This window comes from Modestobacter sp. SYSU DS0875, assembly GCF_054050915.1.
The window spans coordinates 1-17,329 of the sequence record NZ_JBJHAH010000014.1; the positions used below are offsets into that span (position 1 = coordinate 1).

The window sequence follows — 17,329 nt, forward strand, 5'->3', positions numbered from 1 at the left end:
CGCGGCGAACATCACCGGGGTCTCCAGCGCGGCGTCGTCGACCACGCAGGCGCTGGGGCAGACCCGGCAGGCGGTCGACGAGCTGTCCCGGATGGCCAGCGACCTGCGGGGGAGCGTCGCCCGCTTCGCCTACTGACGGCGGAGCCGGACCCAGCGGCCGCCGCCCTCCCCGACGGAGGGCGGCGGCCGCTGCCGCGTCCGGGGGCGGTCATCGTCCGGGTGACGGCCAGTTCACGCGTTGTCACCACGTCCTGACCGAGCGAGGCGAACGCGCAGCCGGCGTCAGGTCGCTGTCGCGCGACCGGGTGACGGCCGCGTGGCGCACTGTCGACGCCGCCCCCACGATGGGTGCACCACTTCCACAGGAGGCGACGTGCCCTACTCACTGGTCAGCGCGGCCACTCTCGGCTTCGACCTGGTCCGCCTGCCCGCCGGCGGTCAGGTGGCCGATGTGCTGCTGACCGGTCTGGGCGCCGACGCGGCCACCCTGCACCGCCTCGCCGCGGCGCACCCGGGCGCCGGGCGGCCGGCCGCCGAGCGCGCCGAGATGGCCGTCCGTGCCCGGCGGGCGCACGAGCTGGCCGCGGCCGGCGTGCCCCAGCTGCGCGACGTCCCCGGCAACGTCCCCGGCAACGTCCCCGGCGGGGCCGACGAGGGCGGCGAGCGCAACGCCCGCCTCGTGGCGCTGCTCGAGCGCGGCACGATCGGCAACACCCCCGCGCTGGAGCGGCTCGTCCGCGACGACGTCCTCGGCGCCGAGCACCCGGTGGTCGCCGACCTCGACCCGGCGGTGGCCGCCGTCGCCGCCGACGTGCTGGCCGACGCCGCCACCGGCTGGTGGGCCGCCGAGGCCCTCGACCGTCCGGTCCGGCAGGAGCTCACCGCGCCCTACGCCGCCGCCACCGCGCTGGAGCCCGCCCCGCGCCCGGAGCTCGGCCCGGCGACCGCCGGGCTGGCCGAGCTGCTCGGCGAGGTCCGCGAGCTCGGCGAGGCCGGCCGCCGGCGCTGGCGGCTCGCCGTCGAGGTCGGCAGGTCCCAGCGGCGGCCGTGGGCCGCCGCCATGCACGGCGCGTCCTGGGCCGCCCACGTGTCCGGCCGCACCCGCACCCTCGCCGCGGCGCAGCTGACGGCGGTCACCGCCTTCGTCGAGAGCGGCTTCACCTCCCGCGACGGCGCCGAGGGCGTGTGGAACGCGCTGGCCGGGTGCGTGCAGGGCCTGGCCATGTCCGACCTCCTCGACGAGGAGTCGATGGCCGTCCTCGGTGCCCCGTGGGCGATGGTGACCGGGAGGTCGCTCCCCCTCGCGGGTTAGTCCTCAGCTCGTCCCGCCGCTGCGCTCAAGAGAAGGCAGCGGATGCCGATGAAGGTCGTGTGCGGCCCACCTGGCCGGTACATCGGCAGCGGGGGAGCGCGTGGAAAAGATCAAGGTCATGGTGGTCGACGACTCGGTCGTCGTCCGCAAGATCGTGACGGACGTCCTCTCCGAGGACCCGATGATCCAGGTCGTCGGCACGGCGGCGAACGGCCGGATCGCGGTGGCGAAGCTCGAGCAGCTGAAGCCCGACCTGGTCACGATGGACATCGAGATGCCGGACATGAACGGCATCGAGGCGGTGCGGGCCATCCGCAGCCGCGCCGGTGGCCAGGCGTTCAGCCGGGTGCCGATCATCATGTTCAGCACGCTCACCGAGCGAGGCGCCTCGGCCACCCTGGACGCACTGTCCGCCGGTGCCAACGAGTACGTGACCAAGCCGGCCAACGTCGGCAGCGTCGCGCAGTCGATGGAGAGCGTGCGCCAGCAGCTCATCCCCAAGATCAAGGCGCTCACCGGGCGTCCGATCAGCTCCGGCCCGGCCGCCGCGCCCGCCCCGGCTGCGGTGGCCCCCCGTCCGCCGGCCCCGCGGACCCGCGCCGCCAAGGAGCCCGCCGTCCTGGTGATCGGCTCCTCGACCGGTGGCCCGGAGGCGCTGACCAAGGTGCTGCCGTTGCTGCCGGCGTCCTTGCCCGTGCCCGTGCTGCTCGTGCAGCACATGCCGCCGGTCTTCACCCGGCAGTTCGCGCAGCGGCTGGACCGGCTGTGCCCGCTGCGGGTCGTGGAGGCCGTCGACGGCACCCCGCTGGCGCCCGGCACGGTGCACATCGCCCCGGGTGACCACCACCTCACCGTCAGCTCCAGCGGTGGCAACAAGCGCACGGCGCTGAACCAGGCGCCGCCGGAGAACTTCTGCCGCCCCGCGGTCGACGTGCTCTTCCGCTCCGCGGTCGCCGCCTACGACGGCGCCGTCCTCGCTGTCGTGCTCACCGGCATGGGCTCCGACGGCCGGATCGGTGCCGGCCAGATCCGTGCGGCCGGCGGCACCGTCGTCGCCCAGGACCAGGCCACCTCGGTGGTCTGGGGCATGCCCGGGGCGGTGACCCAGGCCGGCTACGCCGACGAGGTCCTGCCGTTGGGCCGGGTCGCCGAGGCGATCACCCGCCTGCTCCCCCACCCCCGCCCGATGGGCGGCACCGTCCGCCCCCTCACGACCATGGGAGGCACGCGATGACGCTCACCGCCACCAGCTTCGACTGGGTGCGCCAGCTGGTGCACCGGGAGAGCGCCATCGTGCTGCAGCCGGGCAAGGAGTACCTGGTGGAGGCCCGGTTGCTGCCCATGGCGCAGCAGCGCGGCCTCTCCGGGGTCAGCGAGCTCGTCGAGTCCGTCCGCAACCGCCCGGACCCGGCCACCACCCGGCGGATCGTCGAGGCGCTCACCACCAACGAGACCTCCTGGTTCCGCGACGGTGACCCGTTCACCGCGCTGACCGGCACGGTCCTGCCCCAGCTGCTCGCCGCCCGTGGGCCCAACGAGCGGCTGCAGATCTGGTCGGCCGCCTGCTCCAGCGGGCAGGAGGCCTACACGATCGCGATGCTGCTGTCCGACGCGCTGCCGAACGCGACCAGTCGGGTGTCGATCACCGCGACCGACCTCTCCCGGGAGATGGTCGAGCGCACCCGCGCCGGCCGGTTCAGCCAGCTCGAGGTCAACCGCGGGCTGCCCGCGCCGATGCTCGTCCGGCACTTCACCCGGGCCGGCAACGAGTGGGAGATCGCCCCCGAGCTGCGCCGGATGGTGACCACGAGCGAGTGCAACCTCGCCGCGCCGCTGCCCCGGCTGGGCCCGTTCGACGTCGTCTACCTGCGCAACGTGCTCATCTACTTCGACCTCCCCACCAAGCAGGGGATCTTGAACCGCGTCCGCCAGCTCATGCGACCCGACGGGTGGCTGTTCCTGGGTGCAGCCGAGACCACCCTCGGCGTCGACGACAACTGGGAGCGGGTCGTGGTCGGCCGCGGCTCCGCCTACCGCCCGAGGAAGGGGTCCTGACCGTGCGAGCCCTCGTGATCGACGACTCCCGCGCCATGAGGCGCATCGTCGGCAGCATCCTGACCGATCTCGGGTTCGAGGAGGTGCGGGAGGCCGGCGACGGCCAGCAGGCCCTCGACGTCCTCGAGTCCGGCTACGTGCCGGACATCTGCTGCATCGACTGGAACATGCCGGTGATGGACGGGCTGCAGTTCGTCCTCGCCGTGCGCGCGAACCCGGCCCACCGTCAGGTGACGCTGATGATGGTCACCACCGAGAGCGAGCACGGGCAGATCGTCAAGGCCCTGGCCGCCGGGGCGCACGAGTACCTGATCAAGCCGTTCACCGCCGATGCGCTCCGCGACAAGCTGGCGCTGCTCGGCCTGCTCCCGGAAGGTGCCCCCGCATGACCGCCTCCCCCGAGATCGTCCAGCCGATCTCCGCGTTGCTCGACGTGCAGACCGTGCAGAGCATCGCCGACGAGGTCTGGCCGTCCCTGGTCGGCGACGGCGAGGTCTTCATCCCCGTCCCGGCCCCGCCGCCGCTCGAGCCGGTCAGTGCCTGGGTGACGATCACCGGCCCGTGGAACGGCGCCGTCGTCCTCACCTGCGACACCGAGACCGCCGAGGCGCTCACCGAGAGCGTGCTCATGCTCCGCCCGCCGACCCTCGTCGAGGACGAGGACGTCGAGGACGCGCTGGGCGAACTGGCCAACGTCCTCGGCGGCAACATCAAGTCCGTCCTGCCCGGGCCCTCCAGCCTCGGGCTCCCCCAGACCGGCGCCGCACCGCCCACCGGGCGGCTCGACGACGTCTGCCGCGTCAACGGCCAGTGGCGCGGCCAGTCCCTGACCATCACCGTCCAGGGCGCCCCCACGGCGCCGGACACCGAGCGGAACGAGGTGCCGCAGCAGTGAAGATCCTGGTGACCGACGACAGCCGTGTCATGCGGCAGATCGTGATCCGCACCCTGCGCCAGGCGGGGTACGACGACCACGACATCATCGAGGCCGAGGACGGGCAGCAGTGCCTGGCCAAGGTGGGGTCCGACAAGCCCGACCTCGTCCTCTCCGACTGGAACATGCCCAACATGACCGGCATCGAGTGCCTCGAGGCGCTGCGCGCCTCCGGGTCGCAGGTGCCCTTCGGCTTCGTGACCTCCGAGGGCTCCCCGGAGATGCGGGAGAAGGCGGCCAACGCCGGCGCCCTCTTCCTCATCGCCAAGCCGTTCAACGAGGACACCTTCAAGGACGCGCTGGACGGGGTGATCGCATGACGGCCGCCCTCCAGCCGGCCACGCTGCCCACCGCCAAGGACGTCCGCGACATGCTCCAGGGCCTCTTCGGCAAGGACGTCGTGGTCTCCCCCGGGGACCCGGTGTCGCTGAACGACAAGCCCGCCGTCGCCGTCTACGTCGACCCGACCATGGCCACCACCGCGCTGTGCCTGGTCGACCTCCGGCTCGGGGCCTGGCTCGCCGGCGCCCTCGCGCTGCTCCCCAAGGGCGGCCTCGAGGACGCGATCGACGAGGGCGAGCTCTACCCCATGCACCTCGAGGCGCTGTACGAGGTGGTGAACATCGCCGCCTCGATGTTCAACGGCGAGGGCGTCAACCACTCGAAGCTGCACACGCTCCACGCACCCGGGGAGTCGGTCCCCGGGGACATCGCCGGGCTGGCGGCGGCGTTCAACCGCATCGACCTCAAGGTCGACGTCGCGGGCTACGGGTCGGGCTCGCTGTCCATCGTGATGGCGCACTGACCCTGCCGCGACACCCAGCGCGACCCCGGGACCGGGGGAGCGCAGCCGTCACCGCCGACGGCTGCGCTCCCCCGGTCCCGTCGTCCGTCACCCCCTGGAGGGACGCGCCGCGCTGATTCCCGGGTGAGCAGTACGGCACTGTCCCTGCCATGGGGCAGAGTGACCGCCATGAGCCCGGACGGCGCCGCGCCGCCGGCGGACCTGCTGGCGCAGGCGGTCGAAGCGATGCCCCGGCCGCTGTTCGTGCTGGACGACGAGTGGCGGTTCAGCTACGTCAACCCGGCCGGCGCCCGGCTGCTGCAGCGGCGGGTCGAGGACCTGGTGGGCCGGGTGATCTGGGCGGAGTTCCCAGAGGCTGTCGGCAGCGTGTTCGCCCGGCACTACGAGCACGTGGCACGCACCGGTGAGCCGGTGGGCTTCGAGGCCTGGTACCCGCCGTTGCAGACCTGGTTCCGGGTGGACGCCTTCCGCGCTGCCGGCGGGCTCGTGGTCACCTACGACGACGTGACCGAGCGGCGGGCGGCGGAGCAGGCCCGAGCCGAGGCGGTCGCGGCCCGCGAGGAGGAGGCCGCGCGCGCCGCCGAGGCCGCGCACGCCGCCGAGCTGGCCGGCCGCCACCTCATGCTGCTCGGCGACGTCAGCCAGGCGATGACCGCGACGCTGGACAGCGACGAGGCGGTGCAGCGCCTCGCGGAGCTGGTCGTGCCACCGCTGGCCGACTGGTGCCTGGTCAGCGTGATCGAGGACGGCGTCCGGCGGGACGTCGGCCGCGCGCACCGCGACCCGGCGATGGTGCCGCACATGCACCGGTACGCCGACCTGCGCGCCCGCACGAACCAGGCGACCGCGCCGGTGCCCACCGCGCTGCGGGCCGGTCGGCCGGTGGTCATCCAGGGGATCGAGCCGCAGCAGGTGGCGGCGATGACCACCCTGGCGGCCCGGGAGGCGCTGGCGCCGCTGCGGGTGCACTCGGTGGCGACGTTCCCGCTGATCGCCCGGGGCGAGCTGTTCGGCGCCGTCACCTTCGTCACCGGTCCGGAGCGGGGTGCGTTCACCGACGCCGAGCTGCGCACCGCCGACATCATGTCCCGGCGGGCCGGGCTGGCGCTGGACAACGCCCGGCTGGCGACGGCGCAGACCCGGGTGGCCGAGCGGCTGCAGCGCAGCCTGCTGTCCCCGCCGGTGCAGCCCGACGCCCTGGAGCTGGCGGTCCGCTACCGGCCGGCGGCCCAGGACCTCTCGATCGGCGGCGACTGGTACGACTCCTTCCTCCAGCCCGACGGCGCAACCGTCCTGGTCATCGGCGACGTGATGGGCCACGACCTCGAGGCGGCCGCGACGATGGCCGAGCTGCGCACCCTGGTGCGGGCCATCGCCTACGACCGGCAGACCGGCCCGGGGGAGGTGCTGCGGCGGGTCGACCGAGCCGTCGTCGGCCTGGGCGTCGCCTCCTTGGCCACCGCGCTGGTCGCCCGGATCGAGACCGACGACGCCGACCGGGCCGCCGGCGTGCGCCGGCTGCACTGGGCCGTCGCCGGGCACCCGATGCCGCTGCTGGTGCTCCCCGACGGCACGGTGACCGACCTCGACGCGCCGGTGGGCCCGCCGCTGGGCCTGGGGCTGGACGGCGCCCGCGGCGAGGGGGCCACCGCACTGCCGCCGGGCAGCACCCTGCTGCTGTTCACCGACGGCCTGTTCGAGCGGCGGACCAGTGACCTGGACGCCGGCCGGGAGCGGCTGCGCGCGGTGGCGTCCCGGCTGGCGGGGGAGCCGCTGGAGCGGTTCTGCGACCAGCTGCTGGGGGAGCTGCTGGCCGACGGCGCCGAGGACGACGTCGCGGTGCTGGCGGTGCGCTGCCACCCGGTGGACGCGCCGCGCCCGCCGCCGGCCGCACCGCGGGCACTGGCGGCCGCCGTCCCCGCGCCGGACTGACCCGGGTCAGCGGTCCGCTGCTGCGGCCGCCCGGACCGCCTCGGCGACCGCGGCCACCCCGTCGGCCGACCAGATGATCGAGTCGTGGTCGGTGCCGGGCACCTCGCGGGCGCGGACGTGCGCGTCGGACAGGTTCATCCCGGCCAGCCGCACCTCGTCGTAGAGGCCGGGCACCTCGCCGTCCATGCCGCGGGTGGCCCACAGCAGGGTGGCCGGCACCGGCAGGTCCGTGGTCGTCTCCAGCACCGCCTGGTTGCGGAACATGTCCGCGCCGTCGACGCGCACCGCCTCGTGCACCACCGAGCTGCGCAGCTCCGGCGGCTCACCGGTGAGGTCACGGGCGAGGAAGGCCCCCACCGTGGGGTCGTCGACCCACCGGCCGATGACCGGGTGGTCGGCCCAGAAGGCGCGGACGGCGGCGAGGTCGGCGAAGGGCCGGTCCAGCCGCTCCAGCGTCGGGCCGAGGAAGGCGGCGAGCATGTCGTCGGTGTCGGCGGCCGGGGGAGTGGCGAAGGGGAGGCCGCCGTCGACGAGCACCAGGCCGTGCACGAGGTCGCGGGCCTGGCCGGCGGTGGCCAGGGTGGCGACGAAGCCGCCCATCGAGTGCCCGACCAGCACCGTGGCGTCGGCACCGCCCGCTCCGTCCGCGCCGAACCGCTCCAGCAGCGCGGTGACGTCGGCGGCGTGCGCGGAGAGGCCGTAGGGGCCGGGCAGGCCGGCGCTCCCGGCCCGGCCGCGCAGGTCGGGGGCGACGACCTCGCACTCGCCGGCCAGCGCGGCGGCCACCGTCGCCCAGGTGGCCGCGTTGGAGGTGATGCCGTGCAGGAGCACCACCAGGGGAGCGGCGGGCGCGTCGGCGGCCCAGTACAGCGCGGCCAGGTCACCGCCGGCCACCGGGACGGTGATCTCCTCGGGCGTGCGGACGTCGTACCTGCTGCTCCCGGTCGCGCTCATGTGATCACCCTGCCCCGGTGAGCGGCTGGTTGCACGTGGAACGGCGTCCTGCCACGTCCGCCGTCAGTCGGCGTGGCTGAGCAGGTAGCGCCCGAAGTGCGGCACGGTGAAGGCGATCTGCCCCCGCTCGGCGGAGTAGACCAGGCCCTTCTTGATCAGCGAGTCACGGGCGGGGGAGAGCGAGGCCGGCTTGCGGCCCAGCGCGGCGGCCACCTCCGCCGTCGCCACCGGGGTGCCCTGCGGCCCGCCGAGGTCGGCCATCGCGTGCATGTACTCGCGTTCGGCCGGGGTGGCGCGGTCGTAGCGGGAGCCGAAGAAGCCGACGGCGAGCTCGGCTTCGGCGGCCGGGGCGGCCATCGCGACGTCGGCGGCAGTGACGGGGGAGGAGGCGGCGACGTCCCAGGTGACCTTGCCGTAGGCCTGCACGAAGTAGGGGTAGCCGTCGGCGGCGGCGTAGAGGGCGTCGAGCGCGTCGGGCTCGAAGGTGACGTCCTCCCGCTCGGCGGGGGCCAGCAGCGCCCGGTCGGCGGCGGGCCGGTCGAGCCGGTCGATCCGCAGGTAGCGGAAGAGCCGCTCGGAGTAGCTCTTGGACGCCGACAGCACCGCGGGCAGGTGGGGGAGCCCCGCCCCGACGACGATCAGCGGCGACCCCTGCTGGGACAGCTCGTGGCAGGCCGCGCAGATCGCCGACACGTCGGGCGCCTGCACGTCCTGCATCTCGTCGATGAACAGCGCGATGCCCTTGCCGACGTCGGCGGCCAGGCCGGCGGCGTCGCTGAGCAGCTCGACCAGGTCGATCTCCATGTCCCCGGAGTCGGCCCGGCCGCTGGTGGCGGGGGCGTCGATCCCGGGCTGCCAGCGCTCGCGCACCTTCGCCGAGGCGTCCGACCCGCGGAGGGCGAACGCCTTGAGCACCCCCAGCACCGCCTCCATGGACTCCTGGTCGGGGTGCCGCAGCTCGCGCAGCGCCATGTGCAGGGCCGAGGAGACCGGCCGGCGCAGCGACTGGTCGGGCCGCGCCTCGATCTTCCCGGTGCCCCAGCCGCGGCTGATCGCCGCCGAGCGCAGCTGGTTGAGCAGCACCGTCTTCCCGACCCCGCGCAGCCCGGTGAGCACGAGCGACCGCTCCGGCCGGCCGTGTGCGATCCGCTCGAGGACGACGTCGAAGGCGGAGAGCTCGGTGTCCCGCCCGGTCAGCTCGGGTGGGCGCTGGCCGGCGCCGGGGGCGTACGGGTTCCGCACGGGGTCCATGTCGAGCACCCTATGGCCTCGTATAGACCGAGCGGTAGAAACCGATAGACGAGGGCATGCAGCAGCGACTCTCCCGTCGTCTGCACGCGTCTAGCTCGATCGCTAGACACGGACAGACGACGGCAGAGCCGTCGTCCTCCGCTGCCGCCGAGGCTAGCAGATCCGTCGAACGTGTGTTCGAATGACCTCGGCGTCGAGGAGGAGGGGTCGAGGTGGCGAGTGCTGTATGTCGCTCTCTCGTGTCTGCGCTAGAGAGTGATAGACGACGGGAGAGTCGGCTCCGGGCGACCGGTCGCCGCACCCCGGCGCCGCCACCAGTGGGCACAGGTGAGGACGACGAGCGCCAGGGTCAGCGGCACGAGGGCCAGCAGCAGGGTCCGGCCGTCGCCGAGGCCGGCCGCGCCCACGCTCGCCCCCACCGCGACGTGCAGCACGGTGCCCGGCGTCAGCCCGACGGCCGAGCCGAGGAGGTGGTCGCGCAGCCGCATCCCGGACAGGCCCCCGGCATAGCTGACCAGGGTGAACGGCAGCACGGGCGTCAACCGGGCGACCAGCACCGCGACCGCGCCGCGGTCGGTGAGCAGCGCGTCGGCCCGGGCCAGCCGTGGCCCGGCGAGCCGGGTGACCGCCTCGCGGCCCAGCAGTCGGGCCAGGGTGAAGCCGGCGAGGGCGCCGAGCACACCGCTGGTCAGCGCCAGGGCGAGGCCGCCCCAGAACCCGGCGAGCACCCCGGCCAGCACCGACAGCGCGGTCCGCGGCACGGGGGCCAGCGTGGCCAGCGCCGAACCGGCGAGCAGGCCCGCCCACCCGGCGGGGCCGGCGTCGTCCAGCCAGCCGCGCACCTCGCCCACCCCGGGCACGTCGACGGCGACGGCGAGACCGGCGCCGAGCAGCAGCAGCACGACCAGCAGCGCGGCCCGGCCGGCAGCGGGCGCCGGCAAGCGGCGGTGTCGGGCCTGTTCGGTCATCGTCCACCCAGTGTGCCGCCTGTCGGTCTCTGTGCCCTTCTACGACAGACGCGAGACTGCACTAGACGGGGGAAGAGGGGCTGGCGTCGGGTCTCGGGCGCTAGCGTGCCGACGTGGCAACGATCGGGAAGTTCGCCGTCCGCGTCGTCGTGCTCGCGGCGATCATCTATGCCGTCACCCGGCTCGTCGACGGGATCGAGGTGATCGGCAACCCCACCGGGTTCTTCGGCGAGACCGGCACGTACCTCTGGGTGGCGCTGCTGTTCGCGCTGGTCAACTCCATCGTGGGGCCGATCGTCCGGCTGCTCGCGCTGCCGTTCGTGATCCTCACGCTCGGGCTGTTCCTGCTGGTGATCAACGCCGCCATGCTCGGGCTGACCGCGCTGATCTCCGAGCGGTTCAGCGTGGAGAGCTTCTGGGCGGCGCTCGTCGGCGGCTTCCTCATCGCGCTGTTCAGCTGGATCGCCGAGCTGATCCTGCCGCTGAAGGTCCGCGCCGGCTGAGCTCCCCGGCGTGCCGCGCCGGGCTCGTCGGTGTACGTGCGGCCCGGGGCAGCGGCCACTAGCGTGGCCGGACATGGTCCGCCGCGGTTCCTCCTCCGACGTGGGCGCCGACATGGCCGCCCTCGAGGCCGCCCAGGAGGAGAAGCGCCGCCTGCTCGACCGGGCGGCCGAGACCGCCGGCGGGCTGGTCGCGACCGCGCAGCCGGCGGCCGGCCAGGCCCCGCTCGGCCCGGTGGACACCGCGGCGCTGCTGCACCGCTTCTACGCCGGTGAGCCGGCCGCCGAGATCGTCGGGCACGACCCCGCCGACCTCGCGGCGCTCGCCGTGGCCCACCTCCGGCTGGCCGCCACCCGGCCGGCGGGCACCGCCACCGTCGACGTCCACCGCACCGCCGGGGGGCGGGCCGTGCTGCGGGTGGTCGTCGACGACATGCCCTACCTGGTCGACTCGGTCACCGCGGAGGTCGTCCGCCAGGGCGTGGCCGTGGAGCACGTCGTCCACCCGGTCGTCGTGGTCCGCCGGAACCCCGACGGTGAGCTGACCACGTTCTGCGACAGCGCCGATGCCGCCGCCTGCGGTGCGGACGCGACCGCCGAGTCGTGGATGGCCGTGGTGCTCGCCGGCCAGGTCGACGACGAGGCCGCCGCGGACCTGGTCGCGGGGCTGGCCGGCGTGCTCGCCGACGTCCGGCGCGCCCACGAGGACGCCGCGGCGCTGGCCGACCGCGCCCGCCAGGTCGCCGACGACCTGGACCGGCTTCCCGCCGACCCGGCCGACGACCCTGCCGGGCACCCCGCCGACGACCCGGCCGAGGCCGCCGCCCTGCTGCGCTGGCTGGCCGACGGCACGTTCCTCTTCCTCGGCGCCCGGACCGTGGAGCTGGTGGGGGAGGACGCGACCCCCGAGGTGGTGCCCGGCTCGGAGCTCGGCGTGCTGCGCAGCTCCCCGGACCGGGCCACCTCCGTCGCCCCGGCCGCGCTGGCCGCCCGCGGCGGCACCGGCCACCGGGTGCTGGTCACCAAGGGCGACGCCCGGTCGACCGTGCAGCGCCCGGCCTGGCTGGACCTCGTGGTCGTCGACCTGCCCAGCGACACCCCCGGAAGCCGGGCACGCCAGCACCTGCTGGTCGGCCTGTTCCCCACCGAGGCCTACGCCAGCAGCGTCCGCGACGTGCCGCTGGTGCGCCGTACCGCCGAGGCAGTCCTCGCCGGCTCCGGCGTCCCGGCCGACAGTCACTCCGGCAAGGAGCTGCTCGACGTCCTGGAGAGCTACCCGCGCGACGAGCTGCTCCAGGTCGACGTCGACGAGCTGCTGCCGGTGGCGCTGGCCGTGCTGCACCTGCGCGAGCGCCGACAGACCCGGCTGTTCCTGCGCCGCGACCCGTTCGGCCGGTTCTTCTCCGCGCTGGTCTACCTGCCCCGCGACCGCTACACCACCGCCGTCCGGCTGGCGATGCAGCAGCTGCTGCTGGAGCACCTGGGCGGCACGACGGTGGAGTTCACCGTCCGGTCCAGCGAGTCGGTGCTCACCCGGCTGCACTTCGTCGTGCGGGTGCCGGTCAGCCGGCGCGGGCTGCCCCGGCTGCCCGCCGTCGACGTGCCGGCCCTGGAGGCGGCGCTGGCCGGCGCCGCCCGCAGCTGGACCGACGACCTGGCCGATGCGCTGGCCGCCCGCCACGGCGACGACGCGCCGCGGTTGCTCGCCCGGGTCGCCGACGCCTTCCCCGCCGCCTACCAGGAGGACTTCCCGGCCGCGGTCGCCGTCGACGACCTGGCCCGGCTGGACCGGCTCGGGCCCGGCGAGATGGACCTGCGGTTGCGGGCTCCCCGCGACCCGGCCGAGGGGGAACGGCGGCTGACGATCTACCGGGTGGGTGATCGGCTGCTGCTGTCCGACGTCCTCCCGGTGCTGCAGCACATGGGCGTCGACGTCCTCGACGAGCGGCCCTACGAGATCGACCGGATCGGCGCCCCGCTGGCCTGGGTCTACGACTTCGGGCTCGCCTCCCCGACCGACGAGGTGCCCTTCGCGGGCACGCTGCCGGAGCGGTTCACCGACGCGGTCACCGCGGTCTGGGCCGGTCGCACCGAGGACGACGGGCTCAACGCGCTGGTGCTGCTCGCCGGGCTCACCTGGCGCCAGGTGGCGGTGCTGCGCGCCTACGTGCAGTGGCTGCGCCAGGGTGGGCTGCCCTTCGGGCAGGGCTACGTCCAGCAGACCCTCGCCGCCCACCCCGGCATCGTCGCCCGGCTGGTCGCGCTCTTCGAGACCCGCTTCTCCCCCGACCGCGCGGCCGGGCGGGACGCCCGCACCGAGGCGCTGGTCGGCTCGCTGACCGAGGCGATCGGCGAGGTGGCCTCGCTGGACGCCGACCGGGTGCTCACCGCGCTGCTCGCCGCCGTGCAGGCGACCCTGCGCACCACCGCCTACACCGCCGACGTCGTCGCCGGTCGCGCGCCGCTGGCGCTGAAGCTCGACCCGACCGGCGTCCCCGACCTGCCCGAGCCGCGGCCGGCCCGGGAGGTCTGGGTCAGCTCGCCGCGGGTGCTGGGGGTGCACCTGCGCTTCGGCGCCGTCGCCCGCGGCGGGCTGCGCTGGAGCGACCGCCGCGAGGACCTGCGCACCGAGGTGCTCGGCCTGGTCAAGGCGCAGACGGTGAAGAACACCGTCATCGTGCCCACGGGCGCCAAGGGCGGGTTCGTCCCCCTCCGGCCGCCGGCCGGTCCCGATCCCACCCGCCCCGCCTCGCGCGACGACGTGCTGGCCGAGGGGCAGGCCTGCTACCGGCTGTTCATCGGCGCCCTGCTCTCGCTCACCGACAACTACAGCTCGGACGGGGTGGCCCCCGGCGAGGTCGTCCCACCGGAGCGGGTGGTCCGGCACGACGGCGACGACACCTACCTGGTGGTCGCGGCCGACAAGGGGACGGCGACCTTCTCCGACCTGGCCAACGCCGTGGCCATCGAGCGCGGCTACTGGCTGGGTGACGCCTTCGCCTCCGGCGGCTCGGTCGGCTACGACCACAAGGCCATGGGCATCACCGCCCGTGGCGCCTGGGAGTCGGTCACCCGGCACTTCCGCGAGCTCGGCGTCGACGTGCAGAGCCAGGAGGTCACCGTCGTCGGCATCGGCGACATGTCCGGCGACGTCTTCGGCAACGGCATGCTGCTGTCGGAGCACCTGCGGCTGGTCGCCGCCTTCGACCACCGGCACGTCTTCGTCGACCCGACGCCGGACGCCGCCGCGTCCTTCGCCGAGCGGCAGCGGCTGTTCGCCCTGCCCCGGTCCTCCTGGGCGGACTACGACCGGTCGCTGATCAGCCCGGGCGGTGGGGTGTGGCCGCGGACGGCGAAGGCGGTGCCGGTCTCCGCCCCGATGCGCGACGCGCTGGGCCTCGCTCCGGGCATCGAGTCGCTCAGCCCGGTGGAGCTGGTCCGCGCGGTGCTGCTCGCCCCGGTCGACCTGCTCTTCAACGGTGGCATCGGCACCTACGTGAAGGCCGCCACGGAGAGCGCCGCCGACGTCGGCGACAAGGCCAACGACGCCGTGCGGGTGGACGGCGGCCGGCTGCGGGCGCGGGTCGTGGGGGAGGGCGGCAACCTCGGCCTGACCCAGCGCGGCCGGATCGAGTACGCGCTGACCGGCGGGCGGCTGAACACCGACGCCATCGACAACTCCGCCGGGGTGGACACCTCCGACCGTGAGGTCAACATCAAGATCGCACTGAACCGCGTGGTCGACGAGGGCCGGCTGGACGCCGGGGGACGGGCCCGGCTGCTGGCCGAGATGACCGACGAGGTCGCCGCCGCCGTGCTCACCGACAACCACGCGCAGAACGCCACGCTGGCCGGCGAGGCGGCCGCCGCCCGCGGCCTGCTGGACGCCCACCAGCGTCACCTGCGCTGGCTGGAGCGCGGCGGCCGGCTGGACCGGGCCGTGGAGTTCCTGCCCGACGACCGGGCGATCACCGAGCGCCGCCGCGACGGGCTGGCGCTCACCGGCCCCGAGCTGTCGGTGCTGCTGGCCTACGCCAAGATCGAGGCCGGCGACGCGGTGCTCGCCTCGGGGCTGCCCGACGACCCGGCGCTGGCCGGGCTGCTGTCGGACTACTTCCCCCGCCCGCTGCGGCGCCGGTTCGCCGCCGCGATCGCCGACCACCCGCTGCGCCGGGAGATCGTGGCGACCGTGCTCACCAACCGCACGGTGAACGTCGCCGGCGTCACGGGCGTGTTCCGGCTGGCCGAGGAGACCGGCGCGCCACTGTCCGCGGTGGTCCGGGCCCACGCCGTCGCCCGGGCCGTCTTCGACGTCGACCGGCTGTGGGACGCACCCCGGCAGCTGGACAACCGGGTGCCCGCCGCCACCCAGGTGCACGTCCGCACCGAGGCGACCCGGCTGGCCGAGCGGGCCACCCGCTGGCTGCTCCGGCTGCCCGGGCTGACCGCCGAGCCGGCGCCGTCGCTGCAGGAGGTCGTCGACCGGTTCGCCGGGCCGGTCGCGGAGGTCTGCGCGGGGCTGCCCGGGTGGCTGCTGGGCGCCGACGCCGCCGGCTACGCCGAGCGGGCCGCCGCCCTGCACGCCGAGGGGGTGTCCGCCGAGCTGGCCGCCGAGGTGGCCGTCGCGCCGCTGCTGCCGGCGGCGCTGGACCTGGCGGTGGTCGCCGAGACGACGGGGGCGCCGATCGCGCTGGCCGCGCAGGTGGCCCAGTGCCTGGGGGAACGGCTGGGGCTGGTGCCGCTGCGGGAGCTGGTCATCGCGCTGCCCCGCAACCGGCGCTGGGACTCGATCGCCCGCACCTCGCTGCGCGACGACCTCGCCGCCGAGCAGGCCACGCTCACCGCCGACGTGCTGGGCCTGCGCCAGGCCGGCGACGAGCCCGCGGACGCGCTGGTCGGCCGGTGGGCCGACGCGTGGGACGTCGCCCAGCAGCGGGCGGCGGCGCAGCTGGAGGAGCTCGCGGGCGGCGAGCGGCACGAGCTGGCCGAGCTGCTCGTCGCCGTCCGCACCCTGCGCGGGCTGCGCCGCCGGGCCGGCTGACCGGGCGGGCATGACCCGTTGGAGCACGCCGGGGAGGAGGCGCCGGCGTCCGGCTGCGTCCGCCTGGGGCCTGAGCCGGCTCAGCTGATGGGGAGCCGTGCTGTGACGCGGCTCCCCATCAGGCCGCCCGGCTCGACCCGGGCGGCTCAGAGCTCCGGACGGCGCAGACCGTGGCCGGTGGCCTGCTCGAAGGCGTGCCCGACCTCCAGCACCCGGCGGTCCGCCCGTGGGGCGCCGACGATCTGCAGCCCCACCGGCAGGCCGTCGGCGGTGAACCCGCCGGGCACCGACAGCGCGGGGCAGCCGGTGGCCGAGATCAGCGTGCAGGAGCGCATCCAGCCCAGGTAGTCGTCGAACTCCACCCCGTTCACCGCGGTGGGGTACTCGACCTCCACCGGGAAGGGCAGCACCTGCGTGGTCGGGGCGAGCAGCACGTCGTACCGCTCGAAGAAGGCGACGACCCGCTCGTAGAGCTTCGTGTGCGCCACCTCGGCGCGGCCGACGTCGGCGCCGGTGAGCTCCGCGCCCCGCGCGGCGTTCCAGCGGATCGTCTGCTTGAACGACTCCGGGCTGCGGCGCACCTGGTCACCGAAGCTCGCCTCGAACAGCCAGGCCCGCAGCACGCCGAAGACCTCGTCGGCGTCGCGCAGGTCCGGGCAGTCCTCGTCGACCGTTGCGCCGAGGTCGCGGAAGACCCCGAGCTGGGCCATGAGCACCTCGGTGATCGCCGGGTCGACCGGCACCTGACCGCCCAGGTCCGGGGTCCAGGCGATGCGCAGGCCGGTCAGCTCCGTGGGCAGTGGTGCGGCGAACGGGTGGCCGGGGTCGGACAGCGAGATCGGCACCCGCGGGTCGGGGCCGGCCAGCACCGACAGCTGCAGCGCGACGTCGGCGACGGTGCGACCCATGGGGCCCTGCACCGACAGCTGCGACCAGCCGATCGGCGCGGGGTGGGTGGGCACCCGGCCCGGGGTGGTGCGCAGCCCGACGACGTTGCAGAAGGCCGCCGGGTTGCGCAGCGAGCCGCCCATGTCGCTGCCCTCGGCCAGCGGCACCAGCCCGGCCGCGAGCGCCGCGGCGGCGCCGCCGGAGGACCCGCCGGCCGACAGTCCGTGCCGGTAGGGGTTGTGGGTGGCACCGAACAGCGTGTTGAAGGTGTGCGAGCCGGCGGCGAACTCCGGCACGTTCGTCTTGCCCACCCGGATCGCGCCGGCGGCCCGCAGCCGGGCGACGGCGAGCTCGTCGCGGGCGGGCACGGTGTCGGCGTGCAGCGGCGAGCCCCACGTCGTCCGCATGCCCCCGGTCTGGTGGGTGTCCTTGTGCGCCACCGGCAGGCCGTGCAGCGGGCCGACCGGCTCCCCGGCGGCGAGCTGCGTGTCGGCGGCATCGGCCGCGGCCCGGGCGCCCTCGGCGTCCAGCGTCACGATGGCGTTGAGCGCCGGGTTGAGCCGGTCGATCCGCGTCAGGTGCGCCTCGAGCAGCTCGCGGGCGCTGACCTGCCGGGCGCGGACCAGCGCCGCGAGCTCGGTGGCCGGACGGGTGCACAGGTCGTCGCTCACCCCGGCGACGCTAGCCGG

The 17,329-nt window shown here is 75.1% G+C and carries 14 protein-coding genes and 1 pseudogene; 11 read left to right on the plus strand and 4 right to left on the minus strand.

The window, feature by feature from the left end; genetic code table 11:
- The 9 genes and pseudogenes from ACI79Y_RS10425 to ACI79Y_RS10465 form a co-directional block, all read left to right on the plus strand.
- Positions 1-136: pseudogene (locus ACI79Y_RS10425) on the plus strand (methyl-accepting chemotaxis protein); the annotation flags it as partial.
- A 237-nt stretch (positions 137-373) separates the two neighbouring features.
- A complete protein-coding gene (locus ACI79Y_RS10430; protein ID WP_457158412.1) occupies positions 374-1,312 on the plus strand; it encodes a hypothetical protein in 939 nt (312 codons plus the stop codon).
- Between the two features lie 100 nt (positions 1,313-1,412).
- A complete protein-coding gene (locus ACI79Y_RS10435; RefSeq protein WP_457158413.1) occupies positions 1,413-2,546 on the plus strand; it encodes a protein-glutamate methylesterase/protein-glutamine glutaminase in 1,134 nt (377 codons plus the stop codon).
- Positions 2,543-3,367: a CheR family methyltransferase gene (locus tag ACI79Y_RS10440; RefSeq protein ID WP_457158414.1), complete on the plus strand. Its 825-nt coding sequence runs from the start codon at positions 2,543-2,545 to the stop codon at positions 3,365-3,367. The genes ACI79Y_RS10435 and ACI79Y_RS10440 overlap by 4 nt, the downstream gene beginning before the upstream one ends.
- A gap of 2 nt (positions 3,368-3,369) precedes the next feature.
- Entirely contained in the window at positions 3,370-3,756 is a 387-nt protein-coding gene (locus ACI79Y_RS10445) for a response regulator (RefSeq protein ID WP_457158415.1), read from the plus strand.
- Positions 3,753-4,262 (plus strand): chemotaxis protein CheX, encoded by a 510-nt coding sequence (locus ACI79Y_RS10450; protein WP_457158416.1) that lies wholly within the window; start codon positions 3,753-3,755, stop codon positions 4,260-4,262. Before ACI79Y_RS10445 ends, ACI79Y_RS10450 begins: the two co-directional genes overlap by 4 nt.
- Positions 4,259-4,621 (plus strand): response regulator, encoded by a 363-nt coding sequence (locus ACI79Y_RS10455; protein ID WP_153362206.1) that lies wholly within the window; start codon positions 4,259-4,261, stop codon positions 4,619-4,621. The genes ACI79Y_RS10450 and ACI79Y_RS10455 overlap by 4 nt, the downstream gene beginning before the upstream one ends.
- Positions 4,618-5,106 (plus strand): hypothetical protein, encoded by a 489-nt coding sequence (locus tag ACI79Y_RS10460; protein WP_457158417.1) that lies wholly within the window; start codon positions 4,618-4,620, stop codon positions 5,104-5,106. Before ACI79Y_RS10455 ends, ACI79Y_RS10460 begins: the two co-directional genes overlap by 4 nt.
- 168 nt (positions 5,107-5,274) lie before the next feature.
- A complete protein-coding gene (locus ACI79Y_RS10465; protein WP_457158418.1) occupies positions 5,275-7,038 on the plus strand; it encodes a SpoIIE family protein phosphatase in 1,764 nt (587 codons plus the stop codon).
- A 6-nt stretch (positions 7,039-7,044) separates the two neighbouring features.
- On the opposite strand, the gene ACI79Y_RS10470 is transcribed toward ACI79Y_RS10465, so the two are convergent.
- From ACI79Y_RS10470 to ACI79Y_RS10480, 3 genes are all read right to left on the minus strand, one after another.
- Complete coding sequence (locus ACI79Y_RS10470; protein WP_457158419.1) at positions 7,045-7,992, minus strand: alpha/beta fold hydrolase; 948 nt, start codon at positions 7,990-7,992, stop codon at positions 7,045-7,047.
- A gap of 63 nt (positions 7,993-8,055) precedes the next feature.
- Positions 8,056-9,243, minus strand: coding sequence for an AAA family ATPase (locus ACI79Y_RS10475; RefSeq protein WP_457158420.1), 1,188 nt, complete (start codon positions 9,241-9,243; stop codon positions 8,056-8,058).
- A gap of 248 nt (positions 9,244-9,491) precedes the next feature.
- Complete coding sequence (locus ACI79Y_RS10480) at positions 9,492-10,211, minus strand: TVP38/TMEM64 family protein (protein WP_457158421.1); 720 nt, start codon at positions 10,209-10,211, stop codon at positions 9,492-9,494.
- 113 nt (positions 10,212-10,324) lie between these two features.
- On the opposite strand from ACI79Y_RS10480, the gene ACI79Y_RS10485 reads away from it, so the two are divergent.
- The gene (locus ACI79Y_RS10485) at positions 10,325-10,714 is read left to right on the plus strand and encodes a phage holin family protein (protein WP_457158422.1); all 390 of its coding nucleotides are present in this window, start codon (positions 10,325-10,327) and stop codon (positions 10,712-10,714) included.
- 73 nt (positions 10,715-10,787) lie between these two features.
- Complete coding sequence (locus ACI79Y_RS10490; RefSeq protein WP_457158423.1) at positions 10,788-15,752, plus strand: NAD-glutamate dehydrogenase; 4,965 nt, start codon at positions 10,788-10,790, stop codon at positions 15,750-15,752.
- Between the two features lie 146 nt (positions 15,753-15,898).
- Here the strand turns inward: ACI79Y_RS10490 and ACI79Y_RS10495 are convergent, their stop codons facing one another.
- Positions 15,899-17,311: an amidase gene (locus tag ACI79Y_RS10495; RefSeq protein WP_457158424.1), complete on the minus strand. Its 1,413-nt coding sequence runs from the start codon at positions 17,309-17,311 to the stop codon at positions 15,899-15,901.
- Positions 17,312-17,329 lie beyond the last annotated feature (18 nt).

What these genes read in the sequence shown, in the direction of transcription:
- ACI79Y_RS10465 (WP_457158418.1), top strand. Translation starts at nt 5,275, where the DNA reads ATGAGCCCGGACGGCGCCGCGCCGCCGGCGGACCTGCTGGCGCAGGCG.
- ACI79Y_RS10480 (WP_457158421.1), bottom strand. Translation starts at nt 10,211, where the DNA reads ATGACCGAACAGGCCCGACACCGCCGCTTGCCGGCGCCCGCTGCCGGC.
- ACI79Y_RS10475 (WP_457158420.1), bottom strand. Translation starts at nt 9,243, where the DNA reads ATGGACCCCGTGCGGAACCCGTACGCCCCCGGCGCCGGCCAGCGCCCA.
- ACI79Y_RS10460 (WP_457158417.1), top strand. Translation starts at nt 4,618, where the DNA reads ATGACGGCCGCCCTCCAGCCGGCCACGCTGCCCACCGCCAAGGACGTC.
- ACI79Y_RS10440 (WP_457158414.1), top strand. Translation starts at nt 2,543, where the DNA reads ATGACGCTCACCGCCACCAGCTTCGACTGGGTGCGCCAGCTGGTGCAC.
- ACI79Y_RS10490 (WP_457158423.1), top strand. Translation starts at nt 10,788, where the DNA reads ATGGTCCGCCGCGGTTCCTCCTCCGACGTGGGCGCCGACATGGCCGCC.
- ACI79Y_RS10450 (WP_457158416.1), top strand. Translation starts at nt 3,753, where the DNA reads ATGACCGCCTCCCCCGAGATCGTCCAGCCGATCTCCGCGTTGCTCGAC.
- ACI79Y_RS10470 (WP_457158419.1), bottom strand. Translation starts at nt 7,992, where the DNA reads ATGAGCGCGACCGGGAGCAGCAGGTACGACGTCCGCACGCCCGAGGAG.